Genomic DNA, 13,545 nt, shown 5'->3' on the forward strand with positions numbered 1-13,545 from the left:
TTGCCCGCGATCAGGGCCCTCAGGCCGGGCTCAATACCGTGAACAGCACCAGCGCCGCCACCGGCACGCCGAATACCACACTGCCGACCGCCAGCTCCGTGCTCAGGGGCTGTCCGGCGTGGACCATGCCCACCGCACCGTTGATCACCGTCAGCGCCAGCCACAGCACAACGAAACTGTAGGCCAGGGTCTGGCGGCCGAGGCCGATTTTTTCGCCGATAAACAGCATCAGCGCCAGGAGGACCAGGCCGAAGGAGGTGATGATCGCGGTGTGCATGATGAAGTCCTCGCGGGCGGGATTCGGGGTTGGCCTCGATGTGGCTATCGCGGGCAGGCTCGCGATGTTTCTCCAACCTGATGAGCTGAAGTGTGGTCGAGGGGCGCGCGACCTGCCGGGTAAATCGACTTTAGGAGTGTCCCCTGGCTCGTCGCTCCCGACAGCGAAAAGGCCAGGGCTCAGACGAGGCCGCCGTTGGCGCGCAGGATCTGCCCGTTGACCCAGGCGGCCGCCGGGCTGACCAGGAAGGCGATGACGTTGGCGATGTCTTCCGGCTGGCCGAGGCGCTCCAGGGGCGGCATCTTGGCGAAGCTCTGGATCTGTTCTTCGCTCTTGCCGTGCAGGAACAGTTCGGTGGCCACCGGGCCGGGGGCGACAGCGTTGACGGTGATGTTGCGCCCGCGCAGTTCCTTGGCGAACACCTGGGTCAGGGACTCCACCGCCGCCTTGCTGGCGATGTACACCGCGTAGCCCGGCAGGTTGAGGCCGACGGTGCTGCTGGAAAAGTTGACGATGCGTCCGCCGGCGTTCAGGCGGCTGGCGGCCTCGCGCAGGGTGTTGAAGGTACCGCGGGTGTTGATGGCGAAGGTCTGCTCGAACAGTTCGTCACTGTGTTGCGCCAGCGGCAGGACCTTGAGGATGCCGGCGTTGTTGACCAGCACGTCGACCTTGCCCAGTTGGGTTTCGGTCTCGTCGAACAAGCGGCGCACGTCATTGGCGTTGGCCACGTCGGCCTTGACCGCTATGGCCCGGTGGCCGGCCTGGCGCAGTTCCACCACCAGGGCCGAGGCTTCGGTGGCGCTGCTGGCGTAGTTGATGGCGACGGCGAAACCTTCGCTGGCCAGTTGCTTGGCGATGACCGCGCCGATGCCGCGGGAGGCGCCGGTCACGATGGCAACTTTCGAAGTCTGGGTAGTCATGGCGAATTTCCTTCTGGGTAACGAGTGATTTGCTGCGGTGTGGAGGCAGACTCACATGTTTACCCAGGGTGATAAATGCGCCAGAGTTGGCTTGACTGTTCAATATTCTCCAACAATCAATCGTCCGGGAGCCCGTCGTGGATCAAGTCAAAGCGATGAAGGTGTTCGTGCGGATCTACGAGCGCAGCAGCTTCACCCTGGCCGCCGATGACCTGAACCTGCCGCGCGCCACCCTGACCCATACCCTCAACCAGTTCGAAGCCTGGCTCGGCACCCGCCTGCTGGAGCGCAGCACCCGCCGCGTGCGCCCGACCCTCGATGGCGAGGCCTATTACCTGCGCTGCGTACAGTTGCTGGCGGAGTTGGAAGAGGCCGAACTGGCGTTTCGCACGGTGGCGCCGAAAGGGCGCTTGCGGGTCGACCTGCACGGCACCCTGGCCAAGTACTTTGTGATTCCGGCCTTGCCCGAATTCATGGCGCGCTACCCGGAGATCGAGCTGTCCATCAGCGAGGCCGATCGTTTTGTCGACTTGATCGCCGAAGGGGTGGACTGCGTGCTGCGCGCCGGCACCCTGGGGGACTCGTCGCTGATCGGCCGGCGCGTGGCCAGCCTGCAGCAGATCACCTGCGCCAGCCCGGCGTACCTGCGCAAATACGGCGAGCCGAAGAGCCTCGACGAGCTGTCGCGGCACCGTGCGGTGAACTATGTCTCGCGCACCACCGCCAAGCTGTTTCCTTTCGAATTCATGGTCGATGGCGAACTGCGGGAAGTCGCCATCGATGGCGCGCTGTCGGTGTTCGGCGCCGAGATCTACGCCGCCTCAGCCGTGGCTGGGCTGGGCATCATCCAGTGCCCGCGCTACCGCATGGCGCAGCAGATGTCCCAGGGGCTGGTGCAGGAAATCCTCACTGATACGCCACCACCACCCATGCCGGTTTCCGTGCTGTACCCGCACAACCGCCAGATGTCGCCACGGGTGCGGGTGTTCGTCGACTGGCTGGCGGAGGTTTTCGCCAGGGCGGTTTGAGTAGTGCCTGGGCGGCGCCGGTCATCGCTGCTTTCTGTATTGATTATCTGAATGTGTATAGTGTGTATTGTTCGCCTTCGGCTGGGTATTGTGGTTTTTCGGGACGTATCGAAAGGACACGGCAATGCGCAGTCGGGAACTGATCAGGATGATCGAGGAGGACGGGTGGTATCTGATCGCGGTCAAAGGCAGTCATCACCAGTACAAGCATCTGCACAAGCCGGGGCGGGTCACTATCCCTCACCCGGATGCGGATCTGCCCAGGGGCACGATCCACAGCATCTTGAAACAGGCGGGCCTGAAATGAGGCCGGCCTTGAACGAAGAGGTCAACGAGATGAAATTCCCGGTCGTGCTGCACAAGGATGCCGACTCCGGATATGGAGTGATCGTCCCCGATGTGCCGGGCTGTTTTTCCGCCGGTCATACCGCTGCGCAAGCCTTCGAGAATGTGAAAGAAGCCCTGTCGCTGCACTACGAAGGCCTGGTTGCCGATGGTGAGCCGCTGCCCCAGGTGCATGAGGTCGACGTGCATATCGACAATCCCGACTACGCCGGCGGCGTATGGGGGGTGGTCGAGTTCGATATCACACCGTACTTCGGCAAGGCGGTGCGTTTTAATGCGACGTTGCCGGAGCAACTGTTGGAGCGCATCGACCAGACAGTGAAGCGCGACCAGCGTTACCGTTCGCGCTCGGGTTTTCTCGCGGCAGCGGCACTGCGCGAGCTCTCCGCCTAGGCATTGCCCGTCCCCATGGTCCTCATGGGGGCATGCCTGGCCTCTGTCCCTCGGCAATTTTCCTGTACCGCCCAGGCTTGGGAACCTTCGGTTCGGCCCGGCAGGGCGGTGTTTTACCGTCTATAAACAACTGATGCAGCGCCTTGTTCGATGCCGTCTTCCTGGCTTTTCCAGGCAGCGCCGGCACCGACAGGGCCCTGTGTTTCCGGTGTTTTCCCCCCCTATTCCTGCTCCCAGCCAGCGTTGCTATTAACCGGGATATTACTTCGATTGGGGCTGCCTCTGAGCGACGATTTCGTACTGTATTACGTGGTACGTAATAAAATATTTCCATCGTCATATTTTTCTTCTGTTTTCTGGTCATTTCATTTCGGCAGCAGCGCTGTGCCAATGCCGTGTCCGGGCGTTCCGCCAGCAGGTGCCGGATGGTTTCAGTCATTTACCGCTCTTGAAGTGGCTGCGATCTCGCCTGGGCGTATGCTGGGCAACTTTCAGGCTCCGCTGATTCAGATGTTGCGAGGGCGCTTGCCCTGCACCAATGCGCATGGGCTTAAACCTGGGTGTTCAGGATAAATAGAGAGGGTTCGATGACTTACCTTGCTGCCGAAAACCGCTACGACTCCATTCCCTACCGCCGCGTCGGACGCAGCGGCCTGGTGCTGCCGGCGCTGTCCCTGGGCCTGTGGCACAACTTCGGCGACAGCACGCCGATCGACACCCAGCGTTCGTTGCTGCGCACCGCCTTCGACCTGGGCATCAACCACTTCGACCTGGCCAACAACTACGGCCCGCCCTACGGCAGCGCCGAGATCAACTTCGGTCGCCTGCTGCGGGAGGACTTCAAGCAGTATCGCGACGAGCTGATCATCTCCAGCAAGGCCGGCTGGGATATGTGGCCCGGTCCCTACGGCCAGGGCGGGGGCTCGCGCAAATACGTGCTGGCCAGCCTCGACCAGAGCCTGCAGCGCCTGGGGCTCGACTATGTGGATATCTTCTATTCCCACCGCTTCGACCCGGACACCCCGCTGGAAGAAACCGCTAGCGCCCTGGCCACCGCGGTGCAGCAGGGCAAGGCGCTGTACATCGGTATCTCGTCCTATTCCGGGGTGAAAACCCGCGAGATCGCGGCCTTGCTCAAGGAGTGGAAAGTGCCGCTGCTGATCCACCAGCCGGCCTATAACCTGCTCAACCGCTGGGTGGAAAAAGACCTGCTGGACACCACCGACGAACTCGGCGCCGGGGTGATCGCCTTCACGCCGTTGGCCCAGGGCCTGCTGACCGACAAGTACCTCAATGGCATTCCCGAGGACGCGCGGGTCAATCGCCCGGGCGGTGGTTCGCTGCAAACCTCGCACCTGTCCGAAGCCAACCTCGCCCATGTGCGCGCCCTCAACGAAATCGCCAAGCGTCGCGGCCAGAGCCTGGCGCAACTGGCCCTGGCCTGGACCTTGCGTGACCCACGAGTGACCTCGGCACTGATCGGCGCCAGCCGGCCGGAGCAGATCGTCGAGAACGTCGGCGCATTGCGGAACCTGAACTTCAGTGCGGAAGAACTGGCGGAGATCGATCGTTTCGCCCGGGAAGGCGGGATCAATCTGTGGGAGAAGCCTTCAACCGCCGAATAGAGCTTGCCGTCATGCTGTAAGGCTGCCGCAGCTTCTGTAGGAGCCAGGCTTGCCGGCGATCGGGGCGGTGTGTGGTGTCAGGCATACCGCTATCGCGAGCAAGCTTCGCTCCTACCTGGGGTAGGGGGAATTCGGTAGTAATGAAGGGATGCGCCTTCTTCATGGGACGCCGGCAAATTCTATTTGTCAGGGGTTGGGTTGCGACTTGGCAATTCAAGTTCAACCCCGTTGCATTCGCCAAAGCGGGTACGGATTCGGCTGCCAAGATTCCGGATGTCGGTTTCTTGAGGGAAGACCTTGAGCAGTATCTGGCGTACTTCCTCTTCTATCGAATATCCGTGGGATGCTGCCTGTTTTTGCAGAGGCGACATGATCGGGCCGATGAGCTTGTATAGGGCAATGGTCATGAGAAACACCTCTCAACTCACAAGAATTGAGAAGCTAACATCGGCGCCCCGGTTATGGGTCGCCCTCGGTCTTATTCAGATTTCTCCCAAGTAGACTCAACGAAAAAACGGCACATCCCCAAGAATCGTCGCGCGGTGCATCACGCGGCGTTGCGGGCGGTAGTCGTCGACCGCGTAGTGCTGGGTCACGCGGTTGTCCCAGAAGGCCACGTCGTGGGTCTGCCAGCGCCAGCGGATGGTGAATTCCGGGCGGGTGGCGTGGGCGAACAGCAGTTTCAGGATGACTTCGCTTTCGCTGTCCGACAGCTCGTTGATCCTGGTCGTGAAGCCTTCGTTGACGAACAGCGACTTGCGCCCGCTGACCGGGTGGGTGCGGATCACCGGGTGCGACAGCGGCGGGTTTTTCCGCTTGGCCTCTTCCCAGCGCGCCAGGTCCTCCGGGGTATTGCCGAAGCGTTCCAGGGGGAAGGACTTGATGAACTCGTGAGTCGCGGTCAGGCCTTGCAGCAGCTTCTTCATCGGCTCCGAGAGTGCCTCATAGGCCGCGATGCCGCTCGCCCACAGAGTGTCGCCGCCGTAGGCCGGCAACAGCTTGGCACTGAGCACGGCGCCCAGGGCCGGGGTCGGCAGGAAGGTCACGTCGGTGTGCCAGATGGCGTTGTCGCGCACGTCGGTTTCCGCGGTGTCGAGGATCAGCACCTCCGGCTGTTCCGGCACGTTGGGGTAGATCGGATGGATATGCAGGTCGCCAAAGTTCGCCGCGAAGCGCGCCTGTTGCTGCGGGTCGATCGGCTGGTCGCGGAAGAACAGCACCTGATGCTGGAGCAGCGCCTGCTCGATGGCATCGCGCTGCTCGCTGGCCAGTGGCTGGCTGAGGTCGACGCCACCGATCTGGGCGCCCAGGGCGGAGCTTAAAGGGGTGATGGTCAGGCTCATGTCGTTCTCGAATGGAGCGCCGAATTGCCGGCGTGGTCAGTTCTGTCTGTAAGAAGTCTTGCCCGCTACAGGGTTACCGGGGTTTCAATGGGCCTGGCCATGCCAGGGCACCAGCTTGCGCTGCAGGGCACGCAGGCCCATTTCCATGGCGAAGGCGATCAGGGCGATGACCAGGATCCCTAGCACCACCACATCGGTGACCAGGAACTGCGCGGCGGACTGCACCATGAACCCCAGGCCGCTGGTGGCGGCGATCAGTTCGGCGGCGACCAGGGTCGACCAGCCCACCCCGAGGCCGATGCGCACGCCGGTGAGGATGTCCGGCAGGGCGCTGGGCAGGATCACATGGCGAATCAGCTGGGCCCGGGTCGCGCCCAGGGACTGCGCGGCGCGCAGCCGAGTCGGGTCCACGGTGCGCACGCCGGTGGCGGTGGCGATGGCGATCGGGGCGAAGATCGCCAGGTAGATCAGCAGCACCTTGGACAGCTCGCCGATGCCGCACCAGATGACGATCAGCGGCAGGTAGGCCAGGGGTGGAATCGGCCGGTAGAACTCGATCAGCGGGTCCAGCACGCCACGGGCGATGCGGTTGTGGCCGATGGCGATGCCCACCGGAATCGCGGTCAGCACGGCAAAACCCAGGGCCAGGCCGATGCGTCCGAGGCTCGCGCCCAGGTGCTGCCACAGGGTGGAATCCATATAGCCGCTGGTGACCAGCAGCCAGCCCTTTTGCAGCACGGCGGAAGGTGGCGGCAGGAACAGCGGTTCGATCAGGCCGCTGGCCGTCACCGCCCACCACGAGGCGAGCAGGACCACCAGGGTCAGCACGCTGATCCAGCGGGTGCTCAGGCTACGGCGCAGGGGCGCCGCGGTGCGTGGGGTGGCGGCTTTGGTCGTGGTGGCCGGGAGGTCGTAGCTGTTCATGCGCGCTCCTGCCGCAAGACGGCACTGCGTTGGGAGAACACCCGGGCCAGCACGTGTTCGCGGGTTTCGATAAAGCGCGGGTCGGACTTGATTGCCCGGGCCGATTCGCCGGCCGCGTAACGCCGGCCGAAGTCCAGGCTCAAGCGCTCGACGATCTGCCCCGGGTTGGGCGCCAGGAGGACCAGGTCGGTGGCGAGGAATACCGCTTCCTCGATGTCGTGGGTAATCAGGAACACTGGCTTGGCGGTGCGTTGCCAGACTTGCAGCAACAGCTCCTGCATCTGTTCGCGGGTGAAGGCATCGAGGGCGCCGAAGGGCTCGTCCATCAGCAGCACCCGCGGGTCGGCGGCCAGGGCGCGGGCCAGGCCCACACGCTGGCGTTGTCCGCCGGAGAGCTGCCAGATGCGCCGCTTGTCGAAGCCGGCCAGGTCCACCAGGGCGAGCATTTCCCGGGCGCGGGCTTCACGTTGGTCGCGGGCGATGCCGGCCAGCTCGAGGCCGAAGCCGACGTTGGCCAGTACGTCCTGCCAGGGCAGCAGGGCGTCATCCTGGAACACCACGCCGCGTTCGGCGCTCGGGCCGGAAACCGGCACGCCATCCAGAGTGATGCGCCCGGCGCTGGGTTCGACGAAACCGGCGATCAGGTTCAACAACGAAGTCTTGCCACTGCCGGAAGGGCCGAGGGCGACCAGCAGCTGCTGGGGCCCGAGCGTCAGGGAAATATCCGCCAGCACCGGTTCGGCGGCGCCGGGGTACTGTGCGCTGATGCGCTCCAGTTGTAGCAAGGCCATGACGGCGCTCTCCTTATTAGATGCAGCCCTTTTCAGATGCCGCTTTTGCAGGTGCAAGACGTGCTACGAGAACGCCGGGCCTGGGCCCGGCGACCTCTGCGGCGAACCTTCAGTTGGTGATGTACTTGGCGCTGACGTACGGCGCGTAGTCCGGCAGAACCGCCTCGACCTTGCCCTGCTCCTTGAGGAACACCGCGGTGTCGGTAATGGCCTTGGTGGTCGGCGCGCCAAGGCTGATGACCTGGTCGGCCGCCAGTGGGTAGACGTTGCCCTGCAACAGCAGCGGAATGTCGCTGGCCTTGGCGCCGGAGAGTTTCACCAGCTTGTCGACGTTGCTCTGCTCGGCCAGCCAGGCTTTTGGGTCCTTGCGGTAATCGGCGTAGGCGTCCAGGGTCACCTTGGCGAAGGCGGTGACGATTTCCGGGTGCTTCTCGGCGAAGTCCTTGCGCACGATCCAGGCGTCGAAGGTCGGCGCGCCGAACTGGGCCAGTTCGCCGGAGGTGATCAGCACCTTGCCGTTTTCCTTGGCCACGCCCAGCGCCGGGTCCCAGACGTAGGTGGCGTCGATGTCGCCGCGTTTCCAGGCGGCGATGATCGCCGGTGGCGCGAGGTTGAGAATCTGTACTTTCGACGGGTCGATTTTCCAGTGCTTGAGCGCGGCCAGCAGGCTGTAGTGGCCGGTGGAAACGAAGGGCACGGCGACTTTCTTGCCGACCAGGTCCTGGGGTGTCTTGATCCCGGATCCGTCGCGGGCCACCAGGGCTTCGGCGGCGCCGATCTGGGTGGCGATAAGGAAGGTTTCCACCGGCACCTTGCGGGTGATCGCGGCGGTCAGCGGGCTGGAGCCGAGGTAGCCGATCTGCACATCGCCCGAAGCGATGGCGGCGATGATGTCGGCGCCGTTGTCGAACTTGCGCCAGTCGATCTTGGCCTGGGTGACCTTTTCGTAGGTGCCGTCGGCCTGGGCGACCTTCGCCGGATCGACGGTGGTCTGGTAGGCGACGGTGACGTCGGCTGCCTGGGCGAAGAAGCTCGCGGTGGCCAGGGATACGGCCGCCAGGAGGCGAAGGGGAAGGTGCAGTTTCATCATGAAGCTCCTCGACAGGCGGCCAAGTGTGGACGTGGGAGGAGACTAAATGATCTAATAATCTAAAAATAAATAACTTTTTAGAATTAGCTTAAAAGAGGAATCTTCTAAAGAGAGCACTTTTTTGAAGGGGAGCGCTTTGCGCTCCATCGCGGGCAAGCCTCGCTCCTACAGGACAGCGCCGTGTAGGAGCGAGGCTTGCCCGCGATAAGCGCCATAGGCGCTTAGTTGCTGATCGCCAGGATACTGGCCTGATACGAGCCGACAAACACGTCGAAATCACCGACTTCGTTCTGTTCCAGCTCGGCCTGTTGCTGCAGGGAGCTGCGCGCGGCTTCTTCGAAACGGGCCTGGTCTTCCTTGCTCAGGGACTCGCTGCGGAAGAACTCGGCGTGGGCCAGGCTCTGGCGCAGGGAGAACTGGCTGAAGCTTTCCTTGTGCTCCTGCATGGCGGCCAGGACCTGGGCCGAAGGCGTCAGGGACGCATCCTTGACCTTGGCCAGTTGGGCGTCCAGCGCCTTGCTGTGGGCATCGCTGCCGTGGCTGCGGTCGAGCAGGGCAGCCAGCGGCGCGATCTTTTCCAGCAGTTCGCCGGCCCATTCCTTGAGCTCCACCAGCTGTCCCTGGCGCAGCAGGTGCAGGCCCGGACGGCGACCTTCCTTGACCACTTTGAGGAAGTTCGAGGTGGCGTTGCCGCACTCGTTGTTCTCCAGCAGCGGGCTTTCGTTGAGCGCGCAATACAGCAGGAAGGCATCGAGGAAGCGGGCTTCCTGCACGTCGATGCCCATCGGCAGGAACGGGTTGATGTCCAGGCAGCGCACTTCGACGTACTGGATGCCGCGGGCCATCAACGCCTGGATCGGCCGCTCGCCGGTGTAGGTCACGCGTTTCGGGCGGATGTTGGAGTAGTACTCGTTTTCGATCTGCAGGATGTTGGTGTTGAGCTGGACCCACTCACCGTCCTGGTGGGTGCCGATCTCCACATAAGGCGCGTACGGCGTGGCGACGGCCTTGCGCAGGCTGTCGGTGTAACTGTTCAGGTCGTTGTAGCAAGGGGTCAGGCCGGCCTGGGCGTTGCTCTGGTAGCCCAGGTCGCTCATGCGCAGGCTGGTGGCGTACGGCAGGTACAGGGTCTCGGCGTCCAGCTGTTCCAGCTGGTGCGAGCGCCCGCGCAAGAAGCCCGCGTCCAACGCCGGCGAGGCGCCGAACAGGTACATCAGCAGCCAGCTGTAGCGGCGGAAGTTGCGGATCAGCGCGATGTACGCCGACGACTGATAGTCGCGGTCGCTGCCGACGAAGCCTTCGGCCTGCTTGAGCAGCGGCCAGAGCTGCTCCGGCAGGGAGAAGTTGTAGTGGATCCCGGCGATGCACTGCATGGTCTTGCCGTAACGCAGGGCCAGGCCCTTGCGGTACACGTACTTGAGCTGGCCGATGTTGGAGGTGCCGTAATAGGCGATCGGGATGTCTTCCTCGGCCGGCAACGGGCACGGCATCGATGGACTCCACAGGTACTCGTTGCCGAGCTTGCTGTAGGCGAAACGGTGAATCTTGTCGAGGCTGGCCAGGGTGTCCGCCGGATCGGACAGGGCCGGGGTAATGAACTCCAGCAGCGACTCGGAATAATCGGTGGTGATCTGTTCGTTGGTCAGCGCGGAACCCAGTTCTTCCGGGTGCGGGGTCTGTGCCAGGCGCGCTTCGCCGGTCACGCGCAGGCATTCGCGCTCGATACCGTGCAGGCACTGCTCGAGCAGAGAGAGGTTAGCGCGCTCGCCGAGCAGAGCCAGGCGGCGGTTGAGAAGTTCGCTCAAGTTGGATTCCTTCACGCGTCAGTCGCCCCAATATGGGGGTGGGCAGGACGGTCTACAAGGGTGAAGTTGAAACTGGCGTTTTCGCCTGGTCGTTGAGCCGGCCTGGCCCGATTTTGCAAGCACCACGCTTCATCCCTGAATCTGGCTTTAGCGCAGGCAGAAAACTCCGGCGCCGCTTTCGCAGCGCCGAAATTAACTCAAATCGATGACAGGGAGCTAGGTTTGTCGATGTTCGAACGCGGGCCGCGTCGCTAGCGGACGAATTGGCGTCGCGGCTGCCACCAAAGGGGCCCTCAGAGGACCGCGAACGTGCCTTGTGCCTTGGCGATCAGTTTGTCGCCTTGCATCACATCGGCCTCGACCACCAGGGTGCGGCGGCCCGGGTGGATCACCCGGGCGTGGCAGACCACGTCGCCCTCGGCGACCGCGCGGATGTAGTTGATCTTGCACTCGATGGTCGCGCTCTGCTGGTCGAAGCCGTGGGAGCTGGAACAGGCCAGCCCCATGGCGATGTCGACCAGGCTGAAGATCGCCCCGCCGTGCAGCTTCTGACCGCGATTGCGCAGCTGCGGCGTCAGCGTCAGGGCGACGTCGGCTTCACCGACCTCCAGACGCTGCAACCGGCAGCCGAGCAGTTGGCTGAATGCGCTTTCGGTCAAGCCGGCCGGGATCTCCATCAGCGTTTCTTCAACTGCTTGGCGTTGGCGAACAGCGAAGCCATGGCGTTGTTGGTCGGGGCCGCGGCCACGGTTTCCTTGCGCGGGGCGCTGTTGCCCGACGCGCGTGGCGCCGAGCCTGGACGCGAACCGCGGGCGCCGTCGATCTTCTCGCCCGGGGTGTCGCTCATGCGCATCGACAGGCCGACGCGTTTGCGCGGGATGTCGACTTCCATGACCTTGACCTTGACCACGTCGCCGGCCTTCACCGCTTCACGCGGGTCCTTGATGAACTTCTCCGACAGCGCCGAGATGTGCACCAGACCGTCCTGGTGCACGCCGATGTCGACGAAGGCACCGAAGTTGGTGACGTTGGTCACCACGCCTTCGAGGATCATCCCCAGTTGCAGGTCCTTGAGGTCCTCGACGCCTTCCTGGAACTCGGCGGTCTTGAACTCGGGGCGTGGATCGCGGCCGGGCTTGTCCAGTTCCTGGAGGATGTCGGTGACGGTCGGCAGGCCGAAGGTCTCGTCGGTGAACTTCTTCGGATCCAGGCGCTTGAGGAAGCCGCTGTCGCCGATCAGCGAGCGGATGTCGCGGTCGGTCTCGGCGGCGATGCGTTGCACCAGCGGGTAGGCTTCCGGGTGCACCGCGGACGCGTCCAGCGGGTTGTCGCCGTTCATCACGCGCAGGAAGCCAGCGGCCTGTTCGAAGGTCTTTTCACCCAGGCGGGCGACCTTCTTCAGCGCGGCGCGGGTCTTGAACGCACCGTTTTCATCACGGTGGCTGACGATGTTCTGCGCCAGGGTGGTGTTGAGGCCGGAGATCCGCGCCAGCAGGGCTACCGAGGCGGTGTTGACGTCCACGCCGACGGCGTTCACGCAGTCCTCGACCACCGCATCCAGGCCGCGGGCCAGTTTCAGCTGCGACACGTCGTGCTGGTACTGGCCGACGCCGATGGATTTCGGATCGATCTTCACCAGCTCGGCCAGTGGGTCCTGCAGGCGGCGGGCGATGGACACCGCGCCACGGATCGATACGTCGAGATCGGGGAATTCCTTGGCGGCCAGTTCCGACGCCGAGTACACCGAAGCACCTGCCTCGGAGACCATGACCTTGGTCATGCGCATGGCTGGGTATTTCTTGATCAGCTCGGCGGCCAGCTTGTCGGTTTCACGGCTGGCGGTGCCGTTGCCGATGGCGACCAGGTCCACCGAGTGCTTGGCGCACAGCGCGGCCAGCACGGCGATGGTCTGGTCCCACTTGTTGTGCGGTACGTGCGGGTAAACGGTGGCGTGGTCCAGCAGCTTGCCGGTGGCATCCACCACCGCCACCTTGCAGCCGGTGCGCAGGCCCGGGTCGAGGCCCAGGGTCGCGCGCGGGCCGGCCGGAGCGGCCAGCAGCAGGTCGTGCAGGTTGTGGGCGAAGACGTTGATCGCCTCGGTTTCCGCGCTGTCGCGCAGCTCGCCCAGCAGGTCGGTTTCCAGGTGGGTGTAGAGCTTGACCTTCCAGGTCCAGCGCACCACTTCGCCGAGCCATTTGTCCGCCGGGCGGTTCTGGTTCTGGATGCCGACCTGCTGGCCGATCATGCCTTCGCACGGGTGCATGGTGCCCGGCAGTTCTTCACCGACTTTCAGCGCGGAGCTGAGGATGCCTTCGTTGCGGCCACGGAAAATCGCCAGGGCGCGGTGCGACGGCATGCTCTTCAGCGGTTCGTCGTGTTCGAAGTAATCGCGGAACTTGGCGCCTTCCTCTTCCTTGCCAGCGATCACGCGGGCACTGAGGGTGGCTTCCTGCTTGAGGTAGTTGCGCAGCTTGTCCAGCAGGCTGGCGTCTTCGGCGAAGCGCTCCATGAGGATGTACTTGGCGCCTTCCAGGGCGGCCTTCACGTCGGCCACGCCTTTTTCCGCGTCGACGAAGCGCGCGGCTTCGCTTTCCGGGGTCAGGCTCGGGTCGTTGAACAGGCCGTCCGCCAGTTCGCCGAGGCCGGCTTCCAGGGCGATCTGGCCCTTGGTGCGGCGCTTCTGCTTGTACGGCAGGTAGAGGTCCTCGAGGCGGGTCTTGGTGTCGGCGAGCTTGATGTCGCGGGCCAGTTCCGGGGTCAGCTTGCCTTGCTCCTCGATGCTGGCGAGGATGCTGATGCGCCGTTCGTCGAGTTCTCGCAGGTAGCGCAGGCGCTCTTCCAGATGACGCAGTTGGGTGTCATCGAGGCTGCCGGTCACTTCCTTCCGGTAGCGGGCGATGAAGGGCACGGTGGAGCCTTCATCCAATAGAGCGACGGCCGCTTCGACCTGTTGTGGGCGTACACCGAGTTCCTCGGCAATGCGGCTGTTGATGCTGTCCATAAA

The 13,545-nt window shown here is 63.7% G+C and carries 15 protein-coding genes; 4 read left to right on the plus strand and 11 right to left on the minus strand.

Annotated elements, in window-relative coordinates:
• Positions 1-19 precede the first annotated feature (19 nt).
• Together C4K38_RS01370 and C4K38_RS01375 are read right to left on the minus strand one after the other, a co-directional pair.
• Positions 20-277 (minus strand): hypothetical protein, encoded by a 258-nt coding sequence (locus C4K38_RS01370; RefSeq protein WP_053276984.1) that lies wholly within the window; start codon positions 275-277, stop codon positions 20-22.
• Between the two features lie 179 nt (positions 278-456).
• Positions 457-1,197: an SDR family oxidoreductase gene (locus C4K38_RS01375; RefSeq protein WP_053276985.1), complete on the minus strand. Its 741-nt coding sequence runs from the start codon at positions 1,195-1,197 to the stop codon at positions 457-459.
• A gap of 137 nt (positions 1,198-1,334) precedes the next feature.
• Here C4K38_RS01375 and C4K38_RS01380 point away from each other — a divergent pair, with 137 nt between their 5' ends.
• The 3 genes from C4K38_RS01380 (at position 1,335) to C4K38_RS01390 (ending at position 2,963) form a co-directional block, all read left to right on the plus strand.
• A complete protein-coding gene (locus C4K38_RS01380; RefSeq protein WP_053276986.1) occupies positions 1,335-2,225 on the plus strand; it encodes a LysR family transcriptional regulator in 891 nt (296 codons plus the stop codon).
• Between the two features lie 124 nt (positions 2,226-2,349).
• Positions 2,350-2,532 (plus strand): type II toxin-antitoxin system HicA family toxin, encoded by a 183-nt coding sequence (locus C4K38_RS01385; RefSeq protein WP_009041685.1) that lies wholly within the window; start codon positions 2,350-2,352, stop codon positions 2,530-2,532.
• A gap of 29 nt (positions 2,533-2,561) precedes the next feature.
• A complete protein-coding gene (locus C4K38_RS01390) occupies positions 2,562-2,963 on the plus strand; it encodes a type II toxin-antitoxin system HicB family antitoxin (RefSeq protein WP_053277001.1) in 402 nt (133 codons plus the stop codon).
• 22 nt (positions 2,964-2,985) lie between these two features.
• Here C4K38_RS01390 and C4K38_RS01395 read toward each other — a convergent pair whose 3' ends face one another.
• On the minus strand, positions 2,986-3,402 hold the full coding sequence (locus C4K38_RS01395; RefSeq protein ID WP_124345253.1) for a hypothetical protein: 417 nt from the start codon (positions 3,400-3,402) through the stop codon (positions 2,986-2,988).
• 148 nt (positions 3,403-3,550) lie between these two features.
• Here C4K38_RS01395 and mgrA point away from each other — a divergent pair, with 148 nt between their 5' ends.
• The gene (mgrA, locus tag C4K38_RS01400) at positions 3,551-4,588 is read left to right on the plus strand and encodes an L-glyceraldehyde 3-phosphate reductase (protein ID WP_053276987.1); all 1,038 of its coding nucleotides are present in this window, start codon (positions 3,551-3,553) and stop codon (positions 4,586-4,588) included.
• Between the two features lie 179 nt (positions 4,589-4,767).
• On the opposite strand, the gene C4K38_RS01405 is transcribed toward mgrA, so the two are convergent.
• From C4K38_RS01405 to C4K38_RS01440, 8 genes are all read right to left on the minus strand, one after another.
• Entirely contained in the window at positions 4,768-4,995 is a 228-nt protein-coding gene (locus C4K38_RS01405; protein ID WP_081001409.1) for a FitA-like ribbon-helix-helix domain-containing protein, read from the minus strand.
• A 96-nt stretch (positions 4,996-5,091) separates the two neighbouring features.
• Positions 5,092-5,931 (minus strand): taurine dioxygenase, encoded by an 840-nt coding sequence (gene tauD, locus C4K38_RS01410; protein ID WP_053276989.1) that lies wholly within the window; start codon positions 5,929-5,931, stop codon positions 5,092-5,094.
• Between the two features lie 84 nt (positions 5,932-6,015).
• Positions 6,016-6,855 (minus strand): taurine ABC transporter permease TauC, encoded by an 840-nt coding sequence (gene tauC, locus C4K38_RS01415; protein WP_053276990.1) that lies wholly within the window; start codon positions 6,853-6,855, stop codon positions 6,016-6,018.
• Positions 6,852-7,646 carry a taurine ABC transporter ATP-binding subunit gene (gene tauB / locus C4K38_RS01420; protein ID WP_053276991.1) on the minus strand — a complete coding sequence of 265 codons (795 nt, stop codon included), beginning with the start codon at positions 7,644-7,646 and terminating at the stop codon, positions 6,852-6,854. Before tauB ends, tauC begins: the two co-directional genes overlap by 4 nt.
• A 109-nt stretch (positions 7,647-7,755) precedes the next feature.
• Positions 7,756-8,733, minus strand: coding sequence for a taurine ABC transporter substrate-binding protein (gene tauA / locus C4K38_RS01425; protein ID WP_053276992.1), 978 nt, complete (start codon positions 8,731-8,733; stop codon positions 7,756-7,758).
• Positions 8,734-8,957: 224 nt separating this feature from the next.
• Positions 8,958-10,541, minus strand: coding sequence for a glutamate--cysteine ligase (gene gshA / locus C4K38_RS01430; RefSeq protein ID WP_053276993.1), 1,584 nt, complete (start codon positions 10,539-10,541; stop codon positions 8,958-8,960).
• A gap of 293 nt (positions 10,542-10,834) precedes the next feature.
• Positions 10,835-11,218, minus strand: coding sequence for a PaaI family thioesterase (locus C4K38_RS01435; RefSeq protein ID WP_025808433.1), 384 nt, complete (start codon positions 11,216-11,218; stop codon positions 10,835-10,837).
• Positions 11,218-13,542 carry a Tex family protein gene (locus C4K38_RS01440; protein ID WP_053276994.1) on the minus strand — a complete coding sequence of 775 codons (2,325 nt, stop codon included), beginning with the start codon at positions 13,540-13,542 and terminating at the stop codon, positions 11,218-11,220. The genes C4K38_RS01435 and C4K38_RS01440 overlap by 1 nt, the downstream gene beginning before the upstream one ends.
• Positions 13,543-13,545 lie beyond the last annotated feature (3 nt).

Source organism: Pseudomonas chlororaphis subsp. piscium, from assembly GCF_003850345.1.
GTDB classification, from domain to species: Bacteria; Pseudomonadota; Gammaproteobacteria; order Pseudomonadales; family Pseudomonadaceae; genus Aquipseudomonas; species Aquipseudomonas piscium.